Source organism: Rubinisphaera margarita (genome assembly GCF_022267515.1).
Lineage (GTDB): Bacteria > Planctomycetota > Planctomycetia > Planctomycetales > Planctomycetaceae > Rubinisphaera > Rubinisphaera margarita.
Genome location: NZ_JAKFGB010000014.1, coordinates 586,451 through 612,910, shown reverse-complemented (window position 1 = coordinate 612,910; position 26,460 = coordinate 586,451). Strand labels below are relative to the sequence as shown.

At 58.0% G+C, this 26,460-nt stretch carries 19 protein-coding genes and 1 other RNA gene; 10 read left to right on the top strand and 10 right to left on the bottom strand.

Annotation, left to right across the window (positions count from 1 at the left end; genetic code table 11):
* Positions 1-36 precede the first annotated feature (36 nt).
* The 5 genes from L1A08_RS15365 to L1A08_RS15345 form a co-directional block, all read right to left on the bottom strand.
* A complete protein-coding gene (locus L1A08_RS15365; protein ID WP_238757326.1) occupies positions 37-828 on the bottom strand; it encodes an inositol monophosphatase family protein in 792 nt (263 codons plus the stop codon).
* 140 nt (positions 829-968) lie between these two features.
* On the bottom strand, positions 969-1,937 hold the full coding sequence (locus tag L1A08_RS15360) for a 2-hydroxyacid dehydrogenase (RefSeq protein WP_238757325.1): 969 nt from the start codon (positions 1,935-1,937) through the stop codon (positions 969-971).
* Between the two features lie 203 nt (positions 1,938-2,140).
* Complete coding sequence (locus L1A08_RS15355) at positions 2,141-3,532, bottom strand: trypsin-like peptidase domain-containing protein (protein ID WP_238757324.1); 1,392 nt, start codon at positions 3,530-3,532, stop codon at positions 2,141-2,143.
* Between the two features lie 370 nt (positions 3,533-3,902).
* Positions 3,903-4,664 (bottom strand): ComF family protein, encoded by a 762-nt coding sequence (locus tag L1A08_RS15350; RefSeq protein ID WP_238757323.1) that lies wholly within the window; start codon positions 4,662-4,664, stop codon positions 3,903-3,905.
* Positions 4,665-4,812: 148 nt separating this feature from the next.
* On the bottom strand, positions 4,813-5,409 hold the full coding sequence (locus L1A08_RS15345) for a hypothetical protein (protein WP_238757322.1): 597 nt from the start codon (positions 5,407-5,409) through the stop codon (positions 4,813-4,815).
* 578 nt (positions 5,410-5,987) lie between these two features.
* On the opposite strand from L1A08_RS15345, the gene L1A08_RS15340 reads away from it, so the two are divergent.
* Positions 5,988-7,187: an AI-2E family transporter gene (locus tag L1A08_RS15340; protein WP_238757321.1), complete on the top strand. Its 1,200-nt coding sequence runs from the start codon at positions 5,988-5,990 to the stop codon at positions 7,185-7,187.
* An 81-nt stretch (positions 7,188-7,268) separates the two neighbouring features.
* On the opposite strand, the gene L1A08_RS15335 is transcribed toward L1A08_RS15340, so the two are convergent.
* Entirely contained in the window at positions 7,269-8,285 is a 1,017-nt protein-coding gene (locus L1A08_RS15335) for an SMP-30/gluconolactonase/LRE family protein (RefSeq protein ID WP_238757320.1), read from the bottom strand.
* A 178-nt stretch (positions 8,286-8,463) separates the two neighbouring features.
* Between L1A08_RS15335 and L1A08_RS15330 the strand changes: the two genes are divergently transcribed.
* Complete coding sequence (locus tag L1A08_RS15330) at positions 8,464-9,567, top strand: hypothetical protein (RefSeq protein ID WP_238757319.1); 1,104 nt, start codon at positions 8,464-8,466, stop codon at positions 9,565-9,567.
* A gap of 50 nt (positions 9,568-9,617) precedes the next feature.
* Here L1A08_RS15330 and L1A08_RS15325 read toward each other — a convergent pair whose 3' ends face one another.
* A complete protein-coding gene (locus L1A08_RS15325; RefSeq protein ID WP_238757318.1) occupies positions 9,618-11,201 on the bottom strand; it encodes a hypothetical protein in 1,584 nt (527 codons plus the stop codon).
* Between the two features lie 227 nt (positions 11,202-11,428).
* On the opposite strand from L1A08_RS15325, the gene L1A08_RS15320 reads away from it, so the two are divergent.
* The 3 genes from L1A08_RS15320 to L1A08_RS15310 all read left to right on the top strand — a co-directional run bounded on the left by L1A08_RS15320 (position 11,429) and on the right by L1A08_RS15310 (position 15,644).
* On the top strand, positions 11,429-11,824 hold the full coding sequence (locus L1A08_RS15320; protein WP_238757317.1) for a hypothetical protein: 396 nt from the start codon (positions 11,429-11,431) through the stop codon (positions 11,822-11,824).
* A 367-nt stretch (positions 11,825-12,191) separates the two neighbouring features.
* Positions 12,192-15,065, top strand: coding sequence for a 2-oxoglutarate dehydrogenase E1 component (locus tag L1A08_RS15315; protein ID WP_238757316.1), 2,874 nt, complete (start codon positions 12,192-12,194; stop codon positions 15,063-15,065).
* Between the two features lie 108 nt (positions 15,066-15,173).
* The gene (locus tag L1A08_RS15310) at positions 15,174-15,644 is read left to right on the top strand and encodes a hypothetical protein (RefSeq protein WP_238757315.1); all 471 of its coding nucleotides are present in this window, start codon (positions 15,174-15,176) and stop codon (positions 15,642-15,644) included.
* Here the strand turns inward: L1A08_RS15310 and rnpB are convergent.
* Positions 15,634-16,008: RNase P RNA component class A (gene rnpB / locus L1A08_RS15305), an RNA gene on the bottom strand. The genes L1A08_RS15310 and rnpB overlap by 11 nt on opposite strands.
* Positions 16,009-16,178: 170 nt before the next feature.
* Here rnpB and L1A08_RS15300 point away from each other — a divergent pair.
* Positions 16,179-16,805, top strand: a complete 627-nt coding sequence (locus L1A08_RS15300) for a hypothetical protein (RefSeq protein WP_238757314.1) — start codon at positions 16,179-16,181, stop codon at positions 16,803-16,805.
* Positions 16,806-17,094: 289 nt separating this feature from the next.
* On the opposite strand, the gene L1A08_RS15295 is transcribed toward L1A08_RS15300, so the two are convergent.
* Positions 17,095-18,102 carry a hypothetical protein gene (locus L1A08_RS15295; RefSeq protein ID WP_238757313.1) on the bottom strand — a complete coding sequence of 336 codons (1,008 nt, stop codon included), beginning with the start codon at positions 18,100-18,102 and terminating at the stop codon, positions 17,095-17,097.
* Between the two features lie 243 nt (positions 18,103-18,345).
* On the bottom strand, positions 18,346-19,098 hold the full coding sequence (gene rph / locus L1A08_RS15290; RefSeq protein WP_238757312.1) for a ribonuclease PH: 753 nt from the start codon (positions 19,096-19,098) through the stop codon (positions 18,346-18,348).
* A gap of 331 nt (positions 19,099-19,429) precedes the next feature.
* On the opposite strand from rph, the gene L1A08_RS15285 reads away from it, so the two are divergent.
* From L1A08_RS15285 to L1A08_RS15270, 4 genes are all read left to right on the top strand, one after another.
* Entirely contained in the window at positions 19,430-21,079 is a 1,650-nt protein-coding gene (locus L1A08_RS15285; RefSeq protein ID WP_238757311.1) for an MFS transporter, read from the top strand.
* A gap of 89 nt (positions 21,080-21,168) precedes the next feature.
* A complete protein-coding gene (locus L1A08_RS15280; RefSeq protein ID WP_238757310.1) occupies positions 21,169-23,607 on the top strand; it encodes a right-handed parallel beta-helix repeat-containing protein in 2,439 nt (812 codons plus the stop codon).
* Between the two features lie 319 nt (positions 23,608-23,926).
* Positions 23,927-25,921 carry a GAF domain-containing protein gene (locus L1A08_RS15275; protein ID WP_238757309.1) on the top strand — a complete coding sequence of 665 codons (1,995 nt, stop codon included), beginning with the start codon at positions 23,927-23,929 and terminating at the stop codon, positions 25,919-25,921.
* Positions 25,922-25,991: 70 nt separating this feature from the next.
* Positions 25,992-26,438 carry a hypothetical protein gene (locus L1A08_RS15270; protein WP_238757308.1) on the top strand — a complete coding sequence of 149 codons (447 nt, stop codon included), beginning with the start codon at positions 25,992-25,994 and terminating at the stop codon, positions 26,436-26,438.
* The last annotated feature ends 22 nt before the right edge of the window (positions 26,439-26,460 follow it).

Genomic DNA, 26,460 nt, shown 5'->3' with positions numbered 1-26,460 from the left:
ACGCAGCATCTCACGCAGACAGAACGGCTACATCGTTCAGTCCTGCTTTAATATTGGTACGAGCTCCGTCTGCAGTGTGCTGGACGAACAGGCGAGAATTTCGCAGGCATGGATGTCGATTGGCCCGCCGGTCAGATTGCTCAGAGTTCCCCCGGCTTCCTGCACGAGGACGATACCAGCCGCCATGTCCCACGGCTTCAGCGTCGAGGACCAGAATGCGTCCAGGTGACCAGCGGCGAGGTAGGCCAGATTCATTTCCGCGGACCCAAGTCGCTGAATGGTCTGGGCGTGGGGCAAAGCCCGGATAAATCTCGCGAGAGCCGGATGATTCGGATCGCCGGCGACCGGCAGACTCGCCACGCACATCGCCTGCGAGAGCTGAGTCGTTCCACTGACCTGCAGGCGTTTTCCGTTCTTCCACGCACCGCAGCCTTCAGCCGCGGTGAAAAGCTCGTCCCGTGTCGGATCGTAGATGACCCCCACGACCATCCGCCCCTGATATTGCAGACCGATCGAAACGCAGTAGTAGGGAAATCCGTGGACGTAATTCCCGGTGCCATCGAGCGGATCGATGATCCAGACGTAATCCGCGGTCGACGCGTTTTCGCTCAGGCCTTCTTCGCCGAGATATCCATGGTCGGGAAAGGCTTCGCTCAGCGTTTCGTGGATCGCCTTCTCCGCGGCGAAATCGGCTTCAGTCACGAGATTGGAACGACTCTTCTCGGAAACGGTAAAACGTTCCCGCCAGTCCTGCAGAATCTCGCCAGCCTTTCGGGCAGCCAGGCTGGCCCGTTCGACCATCGGTTGCCAACGTTCCGTGTCGGCCATGATTCACTCTTTCCCTGATTATTCAGCTCGAAAAACGGTCTGCGGTGAGCACCCACGTGCTGACGACCACCCGGAACGCCCCCAGGCATGCTGCCGTCGATTCGAGGCGGACCGGATTGTAGTCGATATCGCGCGAGGGCTTAAGTGACCGAACACCGCAGCGGCTTGCCGGCGATGCCCGCCTCCAGGTTATCGACAGCGATATTGGCCATCGCGTCCCGCGTCGATCGCGTCGCACTGCCGATGTGGGGAGCAACGACGCAGTTCGGCAGATGTAGAATCTCATCATCGACGGAAGGAGGCTCAGGATCGGTCACATCCAGACCAGCTGCGCCAATTTGTCCCGATTTTAACGCATCAATCAGGTCGGGCTGCACGTGGATGCTGCCGCGGGCGGTGTTGATGAAGATTGCATCCGATTTCATCCGCTTGAAGGCGGCGGCATCGAACATTCCCTTCGTTTCTTCGTTCAGATCACAGTGAACCGAAACGAAGTCGGACTGTTCGAGCAGCTCCTCGAAAGAAACTCGTTTCGCCGCAAGTTCCTGTTCCGCGTCAGGTTTCGGACTGCGAGCGGTATAGAGAACGTTCATGCCCCAGCCACCGTGGCACCGTTTCGCGAAGGTCTGGCCAATGCGGCCCATTCCGACGATGCCGACGGTCTGCCCTTCCAGGTCCCAACCAATGTGCCCCAGCGGCTCCCAAGCTTTCCATTTTCCGTCGTGAATATAGTCGTGAGCTTCGGTGATCCGGCGGGCGGCCGCGATCAGCAGGGCGAATGCGAGATCGGCCGTGGCGTTGGTGAGAGCTCCGGGCGTGTTGCCCACCGCGATGCCCCGTCGTTTCGCGCTCTCAACATCGATATTGTTGTATCCGACCGCGTACTGACTGACGACTTTGAGCTGATCGCCGGCGGCGTCGAAGAACTCGTCATCGACTTTCTCCGACAGCATCGTCAGCACGCCGGAACAGCCCTGGATTCGCTTCAGCAGTTCCTCGCGGGACGGAGGCAGTTCGCCTTCCCAGATATCGGCATCAAAGCTCGAAGAGATCCGCTCCAGCCCGACGGCCGGGAACTTGCGCGTGACGAAAACCTTAGGACGTGACATGAGCTGCTCGTTCGTGATTCAAGGGGAGTGTCGGGCAGGGGAGAGCATGTCTCCCCGACTTCCCCAATTGTAGAGAATCAAGCAGCGAGGCGCCAGTCCTCAGGCATTCGTCGCGAACGATTTTTCTCGACGCTGGAAAGCACAAAATGCAAGCTCGGAGCGTGCCCGAGCGCCTAACGCCTGGAGCCCAGCGTCTGACTCCATCACCGACTGGCGGTTGCCTGCGTTCCGGTCAGGTTCAAATGGCCGTAGAGCGTTTCGCCATTTCGCAGGATGAAGAATTTGAGCGGGTTGAAGGTCTTCAACTGCGGGTGATCGAGAACGTAATCGATGTTCTCGGTGTTGACCGTTTCCCAGACATGGAGACCGACCAGGACATCTCCCTGTCGGATCCCGTTGGCCGCGGCTGGGGACCCCGGACGCACACTGACAACCTGCATGCCGCCGCGATATCGAGGCGACAGACGCTTCTTCGAATTGCCGGTCATTTCCTCGAGCTGCATTCCCAGAACATCCCAGCAGTCGGAGCCGTTGAAGGCGACCGGTTGAGCGGCGGAACTGGAGGGCGTTTCGACGCCGCTGGCGAACTGACGGGCCGAAAGGCGAGACAGGGTCAGCATCAGTTCCTGCTCATCGGAGCCGCGACGAATGAGGATCGGAATGTTGTCTGTCGTTCGCAAACCGAGCAGCGAACGTTCCAGGTCGACGCGGTCTTCAATCTGATTCTGACCGATGCGGACGATGACATCGCCGTTCTGAAAACCGGCTGATTCACTGGGGCTGCCGCTCTTCACGTTGTCGACAATCAGCTGCAGACTGTCCGGCGTCTTCACATCGCGGGTGAGCAGGCCGTGGTACTTCTGTTCGAGCGTCTCCACGCTCATCAACCGGGCGATCTGCTCACGGGCATCGTCGATGGGAATGGCGAAGCCAATTCGCTGAGCGCCGGCTCGGATGGCGACGTTGATTCCGATCACTTCCCCGTCGAGATTCAACAGAGGTCCGCCGGAGTTACCCGGGTTGATACTGGCATCGGTCTGAATCAGGTTCCGGTACTGCTGCTCTTCGTTGACTTCGACGTCCCGCGAGAGCGAGCTGATGATCCCCGAGGTGACGGTGTGGACATAACCGAACGCGTTGCCGACAGCGATCACGGTTTCTCCGACCATCAGGTCCGAGGACGTTCCGATCGTCATGACATCCAGCTTGGGATTGCCGTCGATCTTGATGATGGCCAGATCGTGAGCGCGATCGAACGCGACCACATGAGCCGAGTAACGACTGGAATCACACAGCGAAACTTCGAGCGAGTCGACGCCGGCAATGACATGATTGTTGGTGACGACGTAGCCCCGCTCATCGAGGACGATGCCGGTGCCCATGCCGTTGATCTTGCCGCGACTGGTCGTGCCGAAAATCGAATTCGATTCATCCGACGACTTTTCGGTGTGAATATTCACAACCGCTGTCTGGGCGCGCTTCACCGCTTTGACGAGCGGTGTTTCCCGCAACGACGATGCGTGACTCGGAATGGGAGACAGCAATTGACAGAGGAGACCGACTGCCAATCCAGTTGCGAATATTAGATTCTTCATGCGTCAATTCTGTCTCAGGTGCGTGTCGCCGGTATTGAGAGGCAGCTTTTCGATCGAACGCATGGTTCGCTGCGGCTGGCTGGCCGGTTCGCTGGACAGAAAACCGGTTGAAGACGCAGATCGAGCGCAGCACGTGCTTTCATCAATCCCGGAAAAGGGATTACACGCGCACCTCCATATCCTGATAGCCAGAATCGGCACAGACGTGCGAACCGCTTGAAAGCCCGGTTCGGACGACTCAAAGTTTACCTAGTCCCTACCACTGCGAATCTGGTTAAGTTGCGCAGCAGAATCGGGGCTTTTTTTCGCACCATTCCCGATTCGCCTGAAGTCATCGGGCGTTAAGCGAGCGCTGCGAGGCGAAGCGGCATCACCTTCCAACGGCTCGAGCCAGCACCGCCACGCCGGCAATTTCGCACTGAAGCGGCTTCAAAGCCTGCGCGCAGGCGTGCGCGGTCGCTCCGGTCGTCAGAATGTCGTCGACCAGGAGAACCTTCCTCCCCTGAAGCGTTCGCGACGTTCTGCAGGCAAACGCTCCCTGCACGTTCTTGCGTCGACGGCTCGGGCTAAGCAAATGTTGTCGCTCGATTCGTCGGATCTGTCGCACGGCGGTCGTGCTGCACGGGATCTGCAAACGTGCCGCGAGAAATCTGGCCACCGTTTCGTTGGGATGCGTCTTCCGACGGAATCGACTGCTCCAGTGCATCGGAACAGGGACCACCACCTCACAGCCGAGCGTTCGTAATACGCTCTCGTGCTGATTCCAGAGACAGCGGGCGAGGAACTGAGCGGTTGGCTGGAAGTGGGGCAGCTTGCACTGCGTGCAGAGTTCACGCAGTTTGTTCTCGTACATTCCGTACGCGATGATCTTTTTGCAGCTCGCCGGCAAATTCTGGCAATGCGGGCAGCCGTCCGCGGTCGAAGCGTACGGGCCAGACTCAGCTCCACATCGCTGACACGGATACTCGATCGCCGCAGGCCACTCCTCCTGGCAGCTTCCGCACACTCGTTCCGCGATCGGTGAAGGCGGGAGATCGCAGCGACAAAGCACGCATTCCGGCGGGAAGGCAAAGTCAGCGACGCGTGACCCCGCTCGTTCGACAAATCGTCTCAGGTTCGAAGAGACCAACAAGAGGCGACTCCGTAGTGGAGCGGGCGGAACGATAATAACGCTGAGAACGCGGCTCGAAAGCGTTTTCATACTTCTGCTGCAGTCGCACAATCCCCTGCTATGCTGAGTTTGCTCCTGCAAACGCCTGCAGTCGAATTATGAATTTGCTCTAACGCAATGGGTCGGGAAGATTTCGTGCGTAATTTCGCAGGGCCGGATTTGCTTCTGCTCCGCTGCGATAGAACTCTTCCTCTTCCGTCAGCGAAATCGCGAGACCGTTCAATGAGCCAAATGTCTCGAGCTCTGTGACCAGGTCGTCGAAATCGACATTCGGAGGCAAAGTGACGTTCATGACCATTGAGAACGTTTCCGGAGAATCGGGAACCGCCGAGAGCGATTCGATCGAGATCATCTGCTCGGCCAGCATGCTGCTGATGACCCGCACAACGCCGGGAGCATCGCGGCCCGACACAGTGAGGAAGTACGACTGACCAATCACCGTTTCTTCGAAATCCTCACTGGCAATCTCACGGATCATGACCTTCATGTCATAGTAACGGCCGGCCTGAAGAAGATGATCACGGATCACCTCCCGCGTTCGATGTTCCGGAAAGCGGGCGGCAATGGTCATTGTGAACAGACCGTTCACGATCGACTGGGAGGCATGCTGCATATTTCCGCCAAGTTCTCCCAGCGCCGTGGTCACGGCCGGAAGGACGCCGCAATGGTTCTGCGACGCCAGCGTAATAAAGTAGGTGTTGGGCATTGCTATCTTTCGTCGATTGAGCGGCAGTCGATCAGAATGAAAGGCAAATCCTGTACCTTCTGACCTCAAGAGGCATCTGTTTTGTCAGATGCACAGCCTTCGCGACAGTCCGTTGTTCAGTCTCAAAGCGGTAAGATCACGATGGAGGAGACGACATCCCTGACGGTGAAATCTCGTCACAGATTAGCATCCCATCAGAGTTCGTCAATATGAGAATTCGAGCCCTTGTCGTGAAAAAGCGACCCGATGTGGTCCCGCCGGCGGCAATCATTGATGACACCCCCGTTTCGCCGATAGAAAAGCGTCTAAGAATGTTGCGTCTCTGAACGTAACATCTCAGCGCAAACGATGATCGGCTACAAAACCTATCAGAATTCCGTGATCCGTATTTCTACCGAGACACGTGGGGCAGAGGACTCTCGGAGATTCTGCCGAAGGGGTGCACAGTTCTGCACACAATGTAGGCGAACTGACGGCGATCGGCTATTGTGGTCCTACCACGTTCGTGGTCAGGGTCTGACGGAAGTCATTTCCCTCCTGCGCTCGCAATCGACACTGAAAACAGAAAAGAGGCAAACGTGCTGACGCGATACGTTTCTCTAGCGATTCTTGTTCTCCTGCTCGTCGTGCTCGGCGCGACATTCATTCGCGTAATCGTTCCTTTCCTGTTGCCGCTGTTCCTGGCAGCCGTCGTCGCCCTGATCGCCAATCCCGTTTACCGGTATTTTCTGGAACGGACAGGACACCGGCCCCGCGTCGCGGCCGGACTGGCGACTTCCGGGCTGGTGATGGCGATTATCGTCCCGATTTTCGTCGGCGTGACTGTCGGGGCCCTGCAGATGTTTGACGTCGCCGAACGGATCTTCAGCGATTCGTCCGTCAGAGCGGCAATCGCTTCGGTCAAGGACGGAGAAATCTACGAAACCGTGGTCGTCCAGCTTGAGCGGCTCTTTCCACTCGTCGGTCCGAATGAAGGAGAACTGACAGAAGAGCAACTGGCTGAACTTCGCGAACAGCGGCTGCAGCAGCGGGCAGAAGAACTGCGGGTCAGTACGCAGAACGCCATCCGGCGTCTGGCGATCGCCACGCTCAGTCCCGGAACGGCGATGACAACGGTCGACGTGGCGGCCAAGTTCGGCTGGATGCTGATGAGCCTGCTGACCTTCATCATTGCTCTGTACTACTTCTTCTTTGAGGGCCCCAAGCTGATTGAGTACGCGATTGAACTGACGCCGGTAAATGTGGCGCATCAGCGGACCCTGTTCGAAGAATTCGGCAAGGCCATTCGAGCCGTTGTGACCGCCACACTCCTCGCGGCCGTGGCACAGGGACTGGCGACGTCACTCGCGCTCTGGGCGCTCGGCTTCAACCACTTCTTTCTGTTCACGATTGTGGGGACATTCGCCGCACTGATCCCTCTGGCCGGCACCTGGCTGGTGTGGCTTCCCTGCGCCGTCTATCTGTTCTACCTCGGCTCCTGGGGCTGGGCTTTGATGCTCTGTGTTTACGGATTCGCTGTGGTTGGAACGCTCGACAATGTGATCCGCGCCTATGTGCTTCATTCTGACGCCAAGCTGCATCCGCTGCTCGCATTTGTGAGCGTTCTGGGCGGATTGCAGGTCATGGGACTCTGGGGCGTGTTTATCGCTCCGGTTGTCGCCTGTTGCCTCTACGCTCTGATCCGCATCTTCAATGAGGAACTGGTCGAACTGACCCGTACTCAGAAAGAATTGCAGGCTGCGAAGTCCACAGAAACCGTTACTCCGGTCGCCACCTGAAACACCGGGAGTCGGCTCGGCCGGCCAACAGAAACGGGTGCCAACGGAGGGCACCCGTTTTCATCAATATCGGTCAACGAACTACTTGTGGGACAGGCCAGTGACGTTGGTTTTGATGCGACAGATGTAGGTGTCGGCGGTCATGTAGAGCGTCTTGCCATCCGGGCCACCGAAGGTGCAGTTGGAGGTTCGTTCGCCCGTGCTGATGCGGCCCAGCAGCTTGCCTTCCGGAGTGAAGACATAGACGCCGCCTGGGCCAGTTGCGAAGATTGTTCCGTCCTGAGCCACAGCCATACCATCCGGCAGACCGGGGAGCGACTTCACTTCTTTAGTGGCGTCGTGCAGCAGCCGACTTTTTCCGAGAGAACCGTCGCCGTTGATGGGGAATGCTTTCCAGATCGCGGCCTGGGGATCGGACTGGGCGACGTACAGCGTCTTCTCATCCGGGGAAAGAGCGACGCCATTGGGACGGGTCATTTCTTTGGTCAGCAACGTCAGCTTGCCATCGGCAGCAAGCCGATAGACACCACAGAAGTCGAGTTCGCGGCGGGGATCGTCCCAGCGGTTCGGCAAGCCGTACGGAGGATCGGTGAAGAGGATGTCTCCACTGCTATGGATGATCAGGTCGTTGGGACTGTTGAGCCGCTTACCCTGATAGTTGTCGACGAGCGTCCGCTTGCCGCCGTTTTCAGTAAGGACCGACAAACGGCGATCGCCATGTTCGCAGGACAGCAGACGCCCGTCGGCATCCAGCATCAGCCCATTGCAGCCCGGCTCGCCACCGTAATCGGCAACCCCGGTGTAACCGCTCGGCTTCATGTAAAGAGTGGCCCCTTTGCCTTCTTCCCAGCGGTAGACAGAGTTGCGGGGGATATCGGAGAACAGGAGATGCCCCGGTTCGCCCGGCACCCAGACCGGGCCTTCAGTCCAGTCGAACCCGGAGGCGACGACTTCGATCGCGGCGTCCTTTGGGACGATCTCATCAAACTTCTTTTCGAACCGCAGCACTTCCCCCAGGTGCGGAAGATTCAGCGTATCCTGAGCCAGGCAGGGAGAAGCCATCAGGACGAGGAGAGGTAAAGCAAGAAGTCGGATCATCAGGGCGGCTTTCTGAGAGGTATCGATCAGCATGGGGCCCCTGACTCGCATCAAGACCCCTCGATGAGTAGGGATACCACGATGATGAACATCACGCAACTGACTTCCCATGGCGAGCCTCCCCTGCTCTGCTGTCAGGGACGAGCCGCCCGTGATCGACTCTCAAGAAGGAACATCAATGAAAAAGTTCGTGCCATTTCTCCTGTTAGGAATCGTTCTGAATTCTGGCCTGCAGAACGAGCTGCCTGCTCAATTTGAAGAGAAGACGACGCCTAAGAAGTTGATTGAATGGTCAGCCGTGGAGCCGGACAGTCGCACGGTCCGGAGACTGGCTGAGCAGTTCGAACAGACGCCGTTCGACGGGTTCGTCTTTCGTGCCACCACCGCGACCGGAGAGCAGATGATGTGGCAGATGTGGGGCGGGCGGAAATACGAATTCTCGGAGTTCGGCCATGTCATCGAGGACTTCAAGCAGACGACATTCAACCGGCCGATGGATTACTTCGTTCGGGCGAACGTGACGCCGGGCAAGGTCGACTGGTTCGACGATGATGCCTGGAGCATCATCTGTCATAACTTTGCCGTCGCCGCTCGACTGGCCCGAGCCACCGGCAGCGTGGGGCTGCTGTTCGATACCGAACAGTACGCATATCGGCCGTTCGACACCGACGAGATTGAACAGGACTTTCCCTCTGATCCAGACGAGCGAAAACGTCAAGTGAAGCAACGCGGCCGCGAGTGGATCCGGGCCATCAATTCGGAGTTCCCGGAAGCGACCATTCTGCTGACGTTCGCCTATCGGGCTTCCCAGGAGTCGGAAGAGGAACGGTTTCGCGTCGGCAACTACGAGTTGCTCGCGCCGTTTCTGGATGGCGTGCTCGAAGCGTGCGATGAGCGGACGCAATTCATTGATGGCTGGGAATATGCGTACGGGTATCGAAGCAGGGAGGAGTTCCAGCGGGCTCGTCGTATCATGACGAAACGGGCGGCCAGATGGGCTGCAGATTCCGATCGCTATCGGAAGCACTTCCGTCCGGCGTTTGGAATCTGGACCGACTACGCCATCCACGATTTCACCTGGAACAGCGAAGACTGGTCTGCGAACTTTCACCAGCCGGCCGAGTTCGAAGAACGTGTTCGACTGGCGCTGGAGCAGACCGATGAATATGTCTGGGTCTACTCCAGTGAAGCCAACTGGTGGACCGGAAAGCAACTGCCCGAAGACTATCGGCGGGCCTTGAAGAACGCGATGAAAGCAAAAACAGCAGCCGCCCCGGAATGAGACGGCTGCTGCTGGAGTTCTGATCAGAATGCCCGTTCGAGCGATTCGCTCTAAATCTCGAACATGGTCTGCAGTTGGACGATCAGCGGAGTGATCTGAGAGCCCAGACGGTTCAGACGTTCGCGTTCGCTACCTTCCAGCTTGTGGATGTACTCATCATTGAGATAGTTCCAGCCCCGAACCAGCGTGTCACAACGAGCTCGCAGTTCGTCCGGATTGGCTCCTTCGGAGAGATCGTAGTGAATGTTGCGGGCGAAGGCGGTGAATTGCTGGCAGGTATGCAGGCCCTGGATTGAGAACTTGCGGTTGTACCGGGTGTTCGTCAAAACGTCGGCACTGAATCGTTCCTGCAGATGCTCGCCGAAGTTTTCCAGCGAAGCCAGTAGCTGCATGGCGCGGGTGCGATCGAACGAAGTCTTCAGCTGCAGCGCATCCTGCATGGAAGCGATCGTCAGATCAGTCGATTTGACCAGACGCAGGATGTCCGACTCGGTACAGGTGCGGTAAGCCGTTTCGAGCTGACGCCACTTCTGCTCCATCGTGCGGTATTCACTCTGCAGCTGCTGCATCGGGCGGTTTTCCTTGATCGACTGACTGAGTCGATTGTTGGCTGCATTGAGATCCGGTGCGACGCGAATGATCACGTCCCGATCTTTCAAGGTCATCAGCTGAGACAGCGTGGTCGCCTTGAACAGACGGTCGAAATCGTTTGTCAGCGATTCCGTCAGTCGGGTCAGCTGGCGGTTGTCGACCTGGACTTCGAGCCAAAGCAGTTCGTGAAGCTCACGATCGGTCTGTTCGATTCGCTGCAGGCTGCGTTCGATGTAGCGGTTGCGCAGTGGCCAGAGCTGTGAGGCGAACGGGCCCCAGAGATCATGAAACTTCTTAAATTCACTCAGGGCAGTTTCACGGGACTGCTGCACATCGATCGCCGAAGCCATGAAGCGGACCTGCTGCTCGATCAGTCGTCCCTGAACGAGCAACTCGCGAGCCTGCTGCGTGCGGCCCAGTTCAATGGAGATGTCGTCGAACAGGTTGCGGAGATCGGTCTGCAGGGAGTCGGTGAGTCGGAGGAATTCCCGCTGATCGATCTGCGGCGAGACTTCGAACAGGGTGCAGAGCTGCTTGTCGAGTTCGTCGAGTCGAGTGACGGACGTGCGGGCGGCGTTGCTCAGTCCGCTGGTCGCCTTGAGTCGGTAAGACAACAGCCGCCAGTCGCGATCGAGAGTCTGAAACTCGTTTCGCAGCATTGTCCATTCCGTGCCCCGATCGCTGAGCTGAGACAGGACCATGGCCTGAGCCTGCACTTCGAGCGTTGGGTTTAGATGGGTCTTCAGGCCGAGGTTCTGATAGACGTCGGTCGTCAGCACATCGAACAGGCGGCTGGCTTCCTGGGTGAACTGATTGATCTGAGTCCGGAACGCCTGAGACTGGTTGCCGGGACGGTTCGTCGGGGGCCCGTAGAACTGCTGGGATTGCTGAGAATCCTCCATCCGACTTTCAATGAGGCTTCGCAGCAGGTTTTCGAACAGCTCCTGCCGCTGCGGAGTGTTCTGAGCGAACGCCACATTGGCGCACAGGCAGACGGCAGAAAGAGCGAGAACGGTCCGTAACCGGACCTTCAGGGTACCCATTAGCAATTCCTCCTTGGACAGATTTCGGGCAACCGCTTGATGAACTCAAGGGATAAGCGATCAGAGAATTCCTTTCTGAATCGGGACGTATAGTAATTGCCGCCATCAAGGAGCACAAACCGAATTTCACCTGTTCCCACAAAATTCCGTCGGCCCCCCTGTCGCCCCAGAACAGGGCCGACTAAAATCAAGGGTCCAATTTGAAAGCCTCGCCGGAGACACCCGCCATGCCACAAACTGCTGTCATTATCGGAATTCTGCTCGTCCTGCAGGGCCTTTACGGCTATCTCGGAGCCGAGCTCGATGACCGCAGTCCGACCGCACTGATCCCACTGTTCTTCGGGGCTCCGATCCTGCTTGCCGGACTGGCCGCCTTCAAACACAGCTTTCGGATGCACGCGATGCACGTCGCCGTGCTGTTCGGTCTGCTCGGTGCAATCGCCGGCTGGGGGCGGGGAATTATGCTCGCCATCAAGATGAGCAACGGAGCCGATGTGAACTCCCGGGCGCTGACGATGGTGTTCGTCCTGGCGATTCTCTGCACCGTGTTTGTCGTGCTCTGCGTCCGCTCCTTCATCGCGGCTCGCAAACGCCAGCGGGCGGAGAAGGAAACCGCCGCGTAGCAGCGGAAACGTAAGCAATCCGTAGCGGCCGCATCCTGCCGCCGAAGGGACGCTGCTCGCAGAACACGTGTGCCTGGTCTCTTCGGGTTCTGGCGCAATTTCCTGATTCGATCCCCGACACACTCCACACGCTATCACTTCGAGCAACACGCAATCGGCGGCAGGATGTCGCCGGTACGGGGGGAATCTGGCGGGGAGTTTGGTCGGAGCGTGAGAAAACCGTTCGTTCGCCCTTGTCGTGATACGCAAAAATGCCACAATCCATGGAGATGATGCAGCGGAGCGTTTGAGACATTGCGCAGGACCCGCGAGTGCCCCTCCGCTGATCGCGTACGATCTTTTTGATGAAGGCTGATCAGGCCAAACCATGTCGGCTCCCACCTCCGATCAGGGCGATTCCAATGGATCGCACCTTGCTTCCACCCCGTCCAGCAACGGTCATCCCAGCGTCGAAGACAACGCCCAGAGTCTGCTGTTTCTGGAATCGCTCTACGAGCAGTACCTGAAATCGCCGGACAGTCTTTCGCCGGAATGGCGCGAGTACTTTGCGGAACTCGATCGGCAGTCGGAAGTCAGCAGCGAAGTTCGCGTGCGGCCTCCGCGTAAGCCGTTCTCGATCTTTAATCCGCCGTCGATGTCGGAAGGGGGCTTGAGACGACCGCAGCGACTCGAAGTCGCCGGACGTCAGGAACGACTCGACCAGTTGATCCGCAACTACCGTGTTCGCGGCCACATTCTTTCCGAGGTCGATCCTCTCGGAAAGAAGCGAGGCAATCCGCCGGAACTCAAGCCGGAGTTCTACGGCTTCACCGAAGACGACATGGACCGTCGATTCTCCACCAGCTGGATGGGGGGACCGGAAGTCCGAACGTTGCGTCAGATCGTGCAATGGCTGCGAACAACCTATTGCCGCTCGATCGGCGTGCAGTACATGCACATCGACAGCCTCCGCGTTCGGGAATGGCTGCAGACCCGGATGGAAACGACCGGGAACCGCATCAAACTGCGTCGCGAAGAACAGGTCCGAATCCTCAAGCGCCTCAGTAACGCCGTGCTGTTCGAACAGTTCGTGCAGAAGAAGTTCATCGGCGAGAAGAGCTTCTCGCTGGAGGGAGCGGAGAGCCTCATTCCGCTGCTCGACATGGCAATTGAGAAAGCCGGCAACGACGGCACCAAGGAAGTCGTCATCGGAATGGCCCACCGAGGGCGTCTGAATGTGCTTGCGAATATTCTGCACAAGAGCTACCGGCAGATCTTCCGTGAGTTCGTCGATGCCGATCCGGAGCTTCATATCGGCCGCGGCGACGTCAAATATCATCTCGGATACAGCAGCGACTGGCTGACCGAACAGGGCAAGAACGTCCATCTTTCGCTCTGCTTCAACCCCAGCCATCTCGAATACATCAACCCGGTGGCTCTCGGCCGCATGCGGGCCAAGATGGACCGGTTCCGCGATTTCAAGCACAAGAACGGGCTGGTTGTTCTCATTCATGGAGACGCCGCGTTCATTGGCGAAGGGGTCGTCCAGGAGACGCTGAATCTGAGCGAACTGCCGGGGTATTCGGTGGGTGGAACGCTGCATGTTGTGGTCAACAATCAGATCGGTTTCACGACGACGCGCGAACAGGCCCGGTCGAGCACGTATGCGACCGACATCGCCAAGATGCTGCAGATTCCGATCTTCCATGTGAACGGAGAAGACCCGGAAGCCGTGGCCCAGGTGGTGAATCTTGCCCTCGAATTCCGAAAGACATTCCATCGCGATGTCGTCATCGACATGTACTGCTTTCGGAAGCATGGACACAACGAGAGCGATGAGCCGGAATTCACGCAGCCGGTGATGTACCGTGACATCAAGCAGCATCGAACGGTCTTCGAGAGTTACTTTGAACAGCTGATCCGCATGCGGGGAATTACCCGCGAGGAAGGCGAGCATATCGTCGAACAGCGCCGGCAGGTCCTGGAGAAAGAACTCGAAGCGGCGAAACGGGATCAGTACATCCGCTGTCTGGAAGATTACGGCGGGTACTGGTACGGCTTCCGTGGTGGTTCAGTTTCCGAGGCCGACGAAGTCGATTCGCATCTTTCGCCGGATGAACTCAGCCGCATCATGAATGTGCTGACTGATTACCCCGAAGGATTCCAGCCGCACCGCAAGTTGATCCGTCTTCTTGAACAGCGTCGCGAGATGGGCAACGGACAACGTCCGTTCGACTGGGCCGCTGCAGAACTGCTTGCCTTCGGCTCGGTCATTTCAGAGGGCTATCCGCTCCGCATGACCGGACAGGACATTGAACGCGGCACGTTCAGTCAACGACACGCCGTTCTTCACGATGTCCAGGACGGCAATCTGCACAGTCCGCTTAAACAACTGGCCGCAGCTGATGGTCTGGTCGAGCTCCACAACAGCCCTCTGTCGGAAGTCGGCGTGCTCGGCTTCGAATACGGCTACAGTCTCGACTGCCCGGAAGGTCTGATCATCTGGGAAGCTCAGTTCGGCGACTTCTGTAATTCGGCTCAGGTGGTGATCGACCAGTTCATCGCGAGTACTGAAGACAAGTGGGAACGTCTGAGTGGTCTGGTGATGATGCTGCCGCACGGCTTCGAAGGCCAGGGTCCAGAGCACTCCAGCGCACGGCTGGAACGCTTCCTTATGCTGGCCGCCGAAGACAATATCCAGATCGTAAATCTGACGACTCCTGCTCAGCACTTCCACTGCCTGCGTCGCCAGGCGATTCGCAAGTGGAAGAAGCCGCTGGTGATGATGACGCCCAAGAGTCTGTTGCGGCATCCGGAGTGTGTCTCGCCGATCGAAGAGTTCACAAAGGGCACATTCCAGCCGGTGCTCGACGACGATTCGATCGAAGACAAGAAGTCGGTCACGCGAATTCTGCTCTGCTCGGGTAAGATTTACTACGATCTTGTCGCGGCTCGGGAAGTTCAAAAGCGTCCGGATGTGGCGATCGTTCGACTCGAAGAACTGTATCCACTGCCGTATGTGAAACTGCAGCAGGTGTTCGCCCGCTATCCGGCCGGGACGGAAGTCCGCTGGGTTCAGGAAGAGCCGGAAAACATGGGAGCCAGCCGGTTCCTCAAGGCTCACTTCGGCCAGTCGTTCTTCGACGAATACCCGTTCCGCTCGATCGAACGCCACGCCTCGGCCAGCCCGGCGACGGGAAGTAAGAAGAGCCATCAACTCGAACAGGCCTCTTTGATGGAAGCGGCCTTCGCGAAGTATTAATCAACGTGTGGCACCCTCTTGGAGAGGATGACCTTTGGGGCGAACAGATGCGGCAAGACGCACCCAGCCAGTCTTTGGCGAATCGCAAACTTCAGGGAGTGAAGTGGCATGTGGCAAGGAGATTCGATTTCGTTCTGGATCGGCGGCATTTTGTTCGGGCTGGGTTCCGGGCTGGTGATTGCCCGTTCGTTGCCGATGCCTCCAGAAGTTGCGGCTCACGCGGAGGAGCAGTCGCCAAGCCTGGCGGAGTCAGCCCATCTGGCCAGTCCGATTTCCGCGCCGCTGCTCACTGAGCATCGTTTCCGTCGCAAGAGTCCGCCCCCCGTAGGAGGATCCATTGAACCCGGGCGATTTGTCCCGCCGTCGAATGCGATGCCGGTTTCGGAAGCAAAGCCGGTCAAACCCGCTCCTGCCGCGACTCCGGAGAAGCCGGAGTTCAGCAGTTCAACGACGTTCAAGTTTCGTGAAGAGCTCGAGTCGATCTCCGACGGCATTTCGGAAGAGGCTCTGAATGAGCTGACTCGCATCCGCGATTCGATTGAAGCCGAGACGGAATCTGAAGAAAAGAAAACGGAGTGAGTCTGTAAGCCGGGTTTTGTCGAGGACGGTCATTTCTCTGGGATGACTGTTGCCAGTCACCTCGACGCGATCGACCCGAGAGTCGAACGGTCCGAAGAAAACCGTGCCGGCGGACCGGCTCCTCTCTGCTTGATCTTGCTCCCGGTGGGGTTTACCAAGCCGGAATGGTCACCCACCCCGCTGGTGCGCTCTTACCGCACCGTTTCACCCTTACCTGTGCCCTCCGGGGAGGGTCATCGGCGGTTTGCTTTCTGTTGCACTTTCCCTGTTCTCGCGAACGGTGGGCGTTACCCACCACCGCCTTCTGTGGAGCCCGGACTTTCCTCCAGCAATCGAAACTGCCAGCGACCGCCCGACTCACTCCGCCCAACTATTGTATCGGATCATCTTCCGGGTGGAAGAAGCAGAATCGCGGCGGAGATCGGAATCGCTCCCGCCGGCTGGAGAGTGCATTGTTTCCGAATCTGGACCCGGTATGATCTGAGTCAGCAGGCAGTCTGCCGTTGACGTATTACCACCAAGGAGACGAGAGAGATGCAACTGGAATTCTGGACCAAACTGTTGTTTAGCGGCCTGATCGCCGTGAGCTGTAGTGCCTGCAGCAAGCCGGGCGAATATCGTGAAGTGACCGACGCTGACATGTCGCCGGTTGAAGATCACGAGCATATGCACACCGCCCCTCACGATGGCATCCTGCTCGAACTGGGCGCTCACGAATACAGTGCTGAGATCGTGATCAGCGACAGCGATCCCAAGCTGGCCCTCTACATCTACGATGCTCACGCCGAGAATCCGGTCGCCGCCAAAGCCGATGGCACCTCGCTGACCGTGACCCAGGGTGAAGTCGTTCTCAAGCCCGTGCCGCAGGAAGGCGAAGCCGAGGGAACCGCATCTCAGTTCCACATCGAAGGTCCGCTGCCAAAAGATGTCTCTTACGAGACGATTCACGGCGATCTGAAAGTCGTGATCAAAGACACGCCGTTCGCGAGCCATGTCGAACCGCGTGGCGACAACGCCGACCATGATCACGATCACGACGGGATTGAACACGCAAACGAGGACGAGCCGCACACGGATGTCCCACCGCCGGTCACCACGACCACTCCCGCTCCAACGCTGACAACCACGCCGATGCCAGCCGCTGGCACGTCGACGCCATAGTCGAAGGTCGCTTTGAGTCATTAGAGCAGTTTACTTTTTGATGTAACCGTTCGGTCCGCGAAAGATGCAGCGTTTCAGGCGATTCAACGCTCATTCGCGGACATACGGTAGATCGATCTGCTCTAAAAGAAGCCGGGACGTCCGAATGGGCCCCCGGCTTCTTTTTTGGATCCACTTCCGTGGGGTTGACTCACCGGAGTGGAGGCTCTGCATGGTGTTCGTTCTGCAATGAACGCAGAAAAGGCCGGAATCCTGAGGACCCCGGCCTTTCTGTCTGGATCAGCGGAAATCAGTGGGTGTTCTTATACGGAACTTCCATCATCTGCGGCTTGGGATCGAAGGTGCAGAGCCACTGGCCGTTCTGACTCGGAAGCGGCAGCGACTGAGCGAGAATCTGATTCTGACCGGTGGCCGGATCGTACTTCCAGGTGGCGGAGAAGTTCTTGAAGATTGTCTGCACGCCGGGATCGTCGGGATTGTTGAAGGCCCCCACGGTCACGATCGATTTGCGACGGTCATGAAACACGTAGGCTTCCATGCCGCGTTCCCGCAGGGCTCGCATCACCTGCCAGGCCTGGTCGCCGGCAAGATCGAGACCACCACCGCCAAGTTTGTTCTCATCCGGAGCTTCGTCGCCGACCTGCGTCGTGGAGTTGCCGTAGAACGAAGCCACGACCACGGTGTATTTCCCGGGGTTGTCGAGCAGGGAAAACTCGCAGTGGGAGTTGTAACGAATGATCTGCGGATCGCGCTGACGGCGTTTGACTTCCGCCGGATCGAGCATCGGATTGACGGTCAGGAACGCCCCGCTGAGCGGGCCGGGCTGACCGGGCGTTGGCTTGTAGATTCCGCCCTGCTCCAGGCACTTCGGTTTGTAGTGCTTCAGCCAGTCGAGCGTCCGCTTGCCGAGGGAGTCTTCTCCTTCGACGCTGCTGTAGTTTCCAGCCAGCACGCAGATCTCGCTGTCGAGTTTGTACTGACGGGTTTCATTCTGGTTCAGACGGTTGGTCGTTTCGATCGACTCGAACTTCTGATCGCGGCGATACGTGTAAGCCGGGATGCCTTTCTGGCGAAGTTCGTAGACGAGTTCCGAAGCGGCTTCTTCAGGACCGATTCCATCGCCTTTCAGCTCGGCGGGAGGCTCGCTGAAGACGGCGACCATAACCATCCATGGACCATGCTTCGTGGTCAGGGTGTATTCTTTCCCTTTGACTGCTTCGATCGCAGCCGAGGTGAGCGACGGACTGGTCAGACCGAAACTCAACGAGAATGTGAGCAGGAAGATCGCGGCACGCATGACAGACTCCGTTCTGGCGATGGCGTGAAGTGGGCGAGAAAACCGAGGGCATCCTGGCACAGCTGCTGTCTTGGGAGTCGCCTGGCTCGTCGGGGCACACAAAACGTGTCTGACGGGTCCAGGGCCCTGGCAACGCCAGTGGCACGCTTCCGAAGTTTCAGTCGTGACAAGGTGATTTCAGACCGAACGGTCCGGGATGGGAACAAACGCCAGAGATCCCGGCGTCGTCGGCCGCGGGTTGTATCAGCTTGACTGATTCTCGTCCAGAGGCCAGTTTTTCCCCAGATTTTCCCGCTGATGCCGTGTCAAATCTACAATGCCTTTTCCGGCGATTTCGAGTTGCTTGAGCAACTGATTGTGGGAGAAGGTCCGCTGCTCGGCTGTTCCCTGAATCTCGACATATTCGCCGGATCCGGTCATCACCACATTCAAATCGACCTCGGCTGCACTGTCTTCAACGTAGTTGAGATCGAGCAGCACATCGCCCTTGTAAATGCCGACACTCACGGCGGCGACGCTGTCGACGAGAATCTTGTTCGCCTGACAGGTGGGCTCCTGCTCACAGAGCCAGTTCACGGCATCAACAAGCGCGATGAATCCCCCGGTGATGCCGAGTGTGCGGGTGCCGCCATCGGCTTCGAGGACATCGCAGTCGATCGTGATTGTCCGCGGCCCCAGAGCCTGGAAATCGACAACGGAGCGAAGACTGCGGCCGATGAGCCGCTGAATCTCGGTCGATCGTCCGTCGACCTTGTTTCGTTCGCGGTTCTTGCGGGGACTCGTGCTTCCGGGAAGCATGTTGTACTCGGCGGTGACCCAGCCGGTCGGATTCTCTTCCCGCTTCTTCCAGGGGGGCACATCCAGATCGACGCTGGCGGTACAGAGCAGCGTGGTGCGGCCGGCCTTGATGTAAACCGAGCCGGGGCTGGAACCGGTGAAGCCGCGGCGAATTTCGAGCGGACGGAGCTGATCGGGCGTGCGGCCATCGTGACGCATGAGGACATCCTGAGAGGATTAGAGCTGCAATTCAGTCGTTTGACGTATTGACTTCCCCTTTTACAGATCGCGGACGGGGAATGAAAGCCCGTCAGCGGGCTTCTGGCCGAAGCCGTTTGCTCTCAGGGCCTTGCGTTGAAAATGCTCTGCCGCACAAGTAGCATGCTTCGATAAACATGTTCCGATCTCAAAAAGTCGGAGCAGATTCTGCAGTTCGCCCGTTCGGTGCAGAGGACACGAGGCCCATTCGCCACGTTTCACTTCGCTTTGACACCTTCAGTTTTTTCCGTGATCGCCTCGTAGAGGCGTCGAGTATTTGGAGAGATTGCGTATGAACACCAACGAAACCCAGGTGATCGCGCCCAACGCGTATCGCCTGCTGTGGGCCGGTTTCACGGCTATTCTGGCAGCCGGGGTCGGCTTCGCGATTCGCGGAGGGATTCTGAACAACTGGCGAGACGAGTTCGGCTTCAGCTTCACAGAACTCGGAGCGATCGGAGGAGCAGGACTCACAGGCTTCTGCTTCGGGATCTTCATTGGCGGAGTCGTTGTCGACAAGATTGGTTACGGTAAGCTGGTCATCGCGGCTTTCGTGTTCCATATCGCGTCTGCACTCGTAGCATTGATGCCTGGTACTGGCATGGATAAGGCCACGGTGTTTGCCTACCTCTACTGGGGCACCTTCCTGTTCGCAGTCGCGAATGGAACCCTTGAAGCGGTTGCAAACCCGCTGGTCGCGACGCTATTCCCGACCAAACGGACTCACTTTCTTAATATTCTCCATGCGAGTTGGCCGGCAGGTCTTGTGCTCGGAAGTGCCCTCGGCTGGGTACTGGATGATATGTACAACATCTCCTGGAAGTATCAGCTCGCCCTCTTCCTGATTCCGACCGTCGTATACGGCCTGATGTTCCTGGGGCAGTCTTTTCCCCGATCGGAAGCATCCGAGAAAGGCCTCAGCTTCGGTGAAATGTTCCGCGATGTCGGCATCCTGGGTGGCGCAGTTGCCTGCTTCCTGCTGTCGCTGTTCTTCGCAGGTGTATTCGGATCGTTCAACCTCAGCGACGATGTTGCCCGGAATCTCGGCTACGGAATCGGTGGAATCCTGCTCATCGCTGTCGCGGTTATTACGCGGTTTTCGATCGGTTCCTGGCTGCTGTTCGTCTTATTCGTGACACATGCATTGGTCGGTGCCGTGGAACTGGGAACTGACGGTTGGATTCAGAATATCATCGGAAATATTCTGACATCGGGAGAAGGAAAGATCCTCTTCGTCTACACCTCGATGATTATGTTCCTGCTGCGGTTCTGTGCCGACTTCATTGAACGGAAGATTGGGCTTTCTCCAATTGGAATTCTGCTGGTCTGCTCGATTCTCGGATGTGTCGGTTTGAATCTGGCCAGTGGAATTCAATCGTTCGAGGGTGCTTTGCTCGCGTTGGGCGTTTACGCCGTGGGTAAGACCTTCTTCTGGCCGACGATGCTGGCTGTCGTCAGCGACCGGTTCCCCCGGACTGGAGCGATCGCGATCAGCGTCATGGGTGGAATTGGTATGATGTCAGCCGGACTCATTGGATCGGCTGGGCTTGGCTATTCGAAAGATCATTACGCAGCTGAAGCGCTTCAGGAAAGCCATCCTGAGATCTACGAGAAGCTCAAGGCTGAAGAGCCCAGCAAGTTCCTCACGCTTCAGACATACGGCATCGACGGTGACAAGGTAAAAGACTACGCCAAGATCCCGCCCGAGGAACGGAGCGAGAGCGACAAAGAATTGCTGGAAGCGGTCGCGGAGGCAGGCATCACCGGGGACCGGAAGACGCTCGTTGCCGACTCGTTTATCCCTGCCACGATGGCGGTGATTTACCTCTGTCTGTTCTTCTACTTCAAGGCGATCGGCGGCTACAAGACGGTCCACCTGGCCGGTACGCAAGCCGAGGAGATCGACGAGAACGACGAAGTGATTCCTGCTCACGAGAAGTAGCATCACATTTCTGAATCTGCGAAGATTACGTCAGGAGTTTCCGGCTGGAGACTCCTGACGTTTTTGTTTCAACCGGAAGGATCGACACCATGCGACAACTGATATTCTGCTGCATTCTCCTCTGTTCCACGGCCGCGTTCGCGCAGAAGGAACAGCCGACTGAATTTCAGGTCCAGCAGCCAAACGTCGCTGCACTGCGGCAAACGCTCGATGACCTTCGCGAAGCCCGCAAGCAGGGGTTCTCCACTCCGGTTGACGTCGTATTGCCCTCCGGTCGCTACGAATTTACGGACCCCCTGCAGCTCGATTCCGAACTCGTCGCCGACGGTTTGACACTCAAGGCGAAAGAGGCCCGAGAGGCGGTCTTCTCCGGGGGAATCTCGTTGAAATCCTCAGGCAAAGACGATCAGGGTCGCTGGCGTTATGCCTTGCCGGAAAACTGGCAGAGCGAGGTGCAGCCGCGGGTGATCGTCATCGACCAGGCACTTCGCAGCCCTGCCCGTTATCCCAACGAAGGGTACCTTCGGGTCGAGAAAGCCCTCGAAGATCGTCGGAGCGGATTCACGGTCAACACGAGTGATGTTTCGTCCGACGGTTTGCCCGGATCGGGTTACGACCTCATTCTGATGCACGACTGGTCGAGCAGCCGTCTGCCGGTGGCGAGCTTTGAGGGTTCCTCGCGAGTGCTGAAAACCGTCGGCCCGATTGGCTGCTCCGCTCCGCATTACGCGATCGATCATTTCGAGAAGCAGCCGCGTTACTATCTTGAAGGACATGCCGAGTTCGCGGACATCGCCGGCGAATGGTACGTCGACAGCGACGCCCGAGAGATCGTGCTGTTGAGTGGGGATGAAGAGAACGCTCCGGCTGTCGTGCTTCCTCGATTGACGACAATTCTTGCGGCCTCCGGCAATGGCGACACGCCCGTTCGCGGCCTGGTTGTTTCCGGAATCACGTTCACTGAAACCGCGTTTCCGATGCCCGTCGGGGGACTGGCGGGCGCTCAGGCGTCGATGCACGAACCGCGCGACGCCAGCGGCAAACGCACCACCAGTCACCGCCCAATGTTGCCGGCCGGGGTAACGCTGGAGAATGCGAAGCGCTGTCGTTTCCTGGGCTGCCGGTTCGAGAACATGGGGACGACTGCACTCTGGTTGAGTAACCGGGTCAGCGATTGTGTCGTGCAGCGTTGCGTTGTCACCGGCGTGGGCGGCAACGGGATTAATATGGGAGAAGATAATTCTCGCCGGGTCGACGGCCGCGCGTGGTATCAGTCGGCTCCCGATCAGGTGCCGAGTCGGAATACGATCGATCAATGCGAGATCAGTCTTTGTGGCCAGGTGCTGCCGGGAGCGGTCGGCATCTGGGCTCCGTTGAACAACGAACTCAAGATCACGAACAACAATATTCACGACTGCCCTTACACCGGAATCTCGCTGGGTTGGATCTGGAATCCCTCGCCGAGTCCGGCCGGGAAGAATCTGATTTCCGGCAATCGCATTCAGTACGTGATGCAGACCCTCAGCGATGGCGGTGGCATTTACACGCTCGGCTTTCAGCCAGACAGCGTGATCGAGAAGAACATTATCACCGATATTCCGTTGAACGCGGGTCGAGCCGAGTCGAACGGGATGTTCCTCGACCAGGGCTCGAGCGGATTCACGATTCGTCAGAACACGATCCGCCGTATCGATCGCTCGCCGTTGCGGTTCCATCAGGCGGGTGAGAACCTGGCCGAGAACAACAGCTGGGAACTGGCCACCCCGGAAACTCCGCCCGTGCGTTACAACAACACGCCGGAGAAGAATATCACCGTGCGGAACAACACTGTTCTCGAGGCGCAGCAGCGGATCTACCTGATCGGGAACTCGTTGACGTGGGATACGGTTCCCTCGCGACTCGATGAGGGCGTTGAATGGCATGTCGACTGTGGGAAGAATCTGCAGTACATTCGGAACAATCCCTCCGAGCCGTGTGTCTCTACCTCCCGCATCTGGCCGCGTGCGTTGCGGTCGGCTCAGTACGGTCTGATCTCGTTCCAGATCCACTATGGTTCAACGCTGGAAGAAGACCTGGCCGTGATCTCGATGTGGCTCGAAATGCAGCCGAAGTCGGTTGTGATCCTGCACACCGGCTGGCCGCGTCATGCCGAGATCGTAGCGGGGATTGACGCGAAGAATCCCGAGTTCACGCATACCGACGCCTACTTCAACGCATTGCTCGAGCGGCTGCGGAACGAGTTTCCCGAGCGGGAGTTTCGCTGCACCTGGGCGATGAACCTGGTCCGAAAGGTTCAGGCCGATATCGCAGCGGGGAAGGCTCCGTTTGCGTCGATCGACGAGCTGTACCGCGATGCGATCCACATGACGACAGACGCCGGACGTTATCTGATGCATAATCGGATGCGGCAGACGATGGGGCAGACGCTGAGCAATGCGGGCTACGAGGATCTCGATCCGGAACTAAAAACTTATCTCGACGGACTCTTGCGCGAGTTTGGAACGCAGGGGCAGGCCGACGCGAATTGAGAGATTGAGTCATGTTGAACAGGCCGATCAACCGCCAGAACTGTCAGGTTTGCTCGTGAAATTCGTGATTCCTTGCGGCGAATCGGGAGTGAACAGAGGCGACCGAACTTGACGGCCGATGCTAAACATAAGATACGTGAGTCTTCGCAGGCCGATCCTGCGCGCTCACTGAGCCGCGAGTCGTCGTGCACTGACAGAGCCAATGGCACCAGGGTTGAGTTGGAGCTACCGCTCACCGACGTACCAGAGTCGTTTTGTTCGACCAGCCCCGCGGGACTTATCGCCAGTACAACCAGCTTCAATCGAGTAAAAGCGACTGATGAACGAACCAACTGCCAGTGAACGGATCGCCGCGTGTGTGCAGAACGTCGAGAAACTGGCTCGACAGGATTTGCCCCGGGAAGAGTTCTTCCGGCAGTTTCTGCAAAGCGTCTCGCAGGGTTGTCGGGCGCCTGCCGCCGCGATCTGGGGTGTTCAACAGAACGGACTGAACGTCATCGCCGAGGAGAATCTCGCGGCGACCGGGGCAATGAACGACCAGCAGATCGCTCAGAAGAACATGAAGCTGCTGGCCGAGGTCGTGAACAACTCGCAGTCGGTTGCCATCGGAGCGAGCGGGACGAAATCGGATCTGCGACCGACGCCGCACCTGTTTGTCTGCTCGCCGATTTTCGAGAACAAGAAATGCGTCGCTGTGATGCAGCTGTTCTTCCCGGAAAAGGTCAGCGAAGATGCCCAGAAAGGTCTGCTGCAGTTCTCGGAGCATCTGGCGGGACTCGCTTCGCTGCACGTCTCGGGCAAGATGACCTCCCCGGTCACCGTGAACACCAAAGACTTCTGGGAGTCGATGGACCGGTTCCTGCTCGATCTGCATAACGGGCTCGATACGCATCAGGTCGCCTCCACCGCTGCGAATGATTCCCGTCAGTTGCTCGCCGCCGACCGTGTCGCGATCGCCATGAAATGGGGTCACAAGACCCGCATGATGGCCGTAAGCGGTCAGGACAAAGTCAACCGCCGTTCGAACCTGATGCAGAAGCTGAACCGGCTGACGCGGACCGTGTACGCGACCGGCAAGCCGTTTATCCACACCGGCGAGCTGAAAGAGCTCGCCCCGCAGGTCGAGAAGCAGCTGGCCGATTATCTCGAAGAATCCAACGCCCGCATGCTCGCGATCTATCCGCTGGTCCACAAAGACCGGGAGCACAAGGCCGAAGACCGGCCGCAGGACAAGAAGAAGCCCGACCTGCTCATCGGAGCCATGGTGGTCGAACTGCTCACTTCGAACCAGTGGGATCCCGATCGACAGGCGGCCGCCGAGCTGATGTCCGATCATATCGCGACCGCGATTCACAACGCTGACGAACACGAGAAGATCTTTCTGCTCCCGGTCTGGCGTACAATCGGGCGAGGCTTCCGGGCGCTGCGCGGAAAGACACTCGCCAAAACGCTCGTCATCAGCGGGCTCGTGCTGGCCGTGGTGCTCGCTCTCATGTTGATCAAATATCCCTACCGCGCCACCGGCGACGGGCGGCTCATGCCGGTCGTTCAACGGGATGTATTTGCTCAGCTCGACGCCGAGGTTCAGGAAGTTCTCGTCCGTGGCGGTGAACCGGTCAAGAAAGGCGAACTGCTCGTTCAATTAACGAATCCGCAGTTGCAGTCGGAGTTTCTCCGCGTGCAGGGCGAGATCAGCGAGAAGTCATTCCTGGTTCGAGCCCAGCAGGCGGAACTGGAAGAAGTGGCCCGGGCGGGTCGCGAAGATGAAGCGGTCCGACTGCAGGGGCAGATTGCCGAGACGCAGATCGAAGTCAACAGCCTGAAGAAAGAGCTGGAGATTCTTCAGGATCGGATTTCCAAGCTGAAGGTGTTCTCGCCCATCGATGGCGTCATCGCCACGTTCCAGGTCGATCAACTCCTGCGGAATCGTCCGGTTCGTCGCGGCGATGTGCTGATGGAAGTCATGGATCCCAAGGGAGCCTGGCACCTGGAACTGGAAGTGAAGGACAAGCGAATGGGCCACATGCTCCGTGCCCAGCAGGAGCGTGATCCGAAACTCGACGTCGAGTACGTGCTCGCGACCGATCCGGAAACAACCTACGAAGGTCATCTCCAGAAGATCTCAACCCGAACAGCCGTGAATCAGGAAGCGGGCAATGTGGTCCAGGTCGTCGCCTCGATCAATGAAGAAGAACTGCCCGAGCTGCGAATCGGCGCGGAAGTGAAAGCCAAAATCGACTGCGGTCGCATGACGCTCGGCTACGTCCTGTTCGGCGACGCTCTGGACTTCATCCGCATCCAGCTCTGGCTCTAACCCGAACTGTGGGGTGACGGGTGCCATGCCCACGCTCGCGTGGGCATGCTTTGTTCAACGGGGACGTTCCATGAATCCATTCTGGTCCGACCTGCTTCAAGAAATCTCGTCCGATACCTTGAACATCTCGGGTGATGAGATTCGCGAGGCACGTGCGAATACCTGGGGGATTTCGCTTCCTGGCGATTTCGACACATCCTCGGCTGACGTATTTGAGTTTCTCGAAGCCGTGCGGGACTGCAAACGGCGAGACGATTCTCCCCTCCTGTTCTACGCATGGTTCGACGAACTCGCCGGACAGTTGAGACTGAGTTGGTCATCGAAGACAGATATCATGTCACTGTCGTTCCGATGCCCGATCGACACTAGCGTTACTCTTTCAGAGATCGCGCAGACGTTCGTTGAAAATCGTCGTGGACGGATCGAACTCTCGGAGTTGGAAGAGTTCACCGCCGGTGAAGACATTAAGACGACCGACTCTCGCGCTCCATTGCGAGTTTACGTTGAACGGGTGTGATCAGAGTCGGCGGGGCCATCGA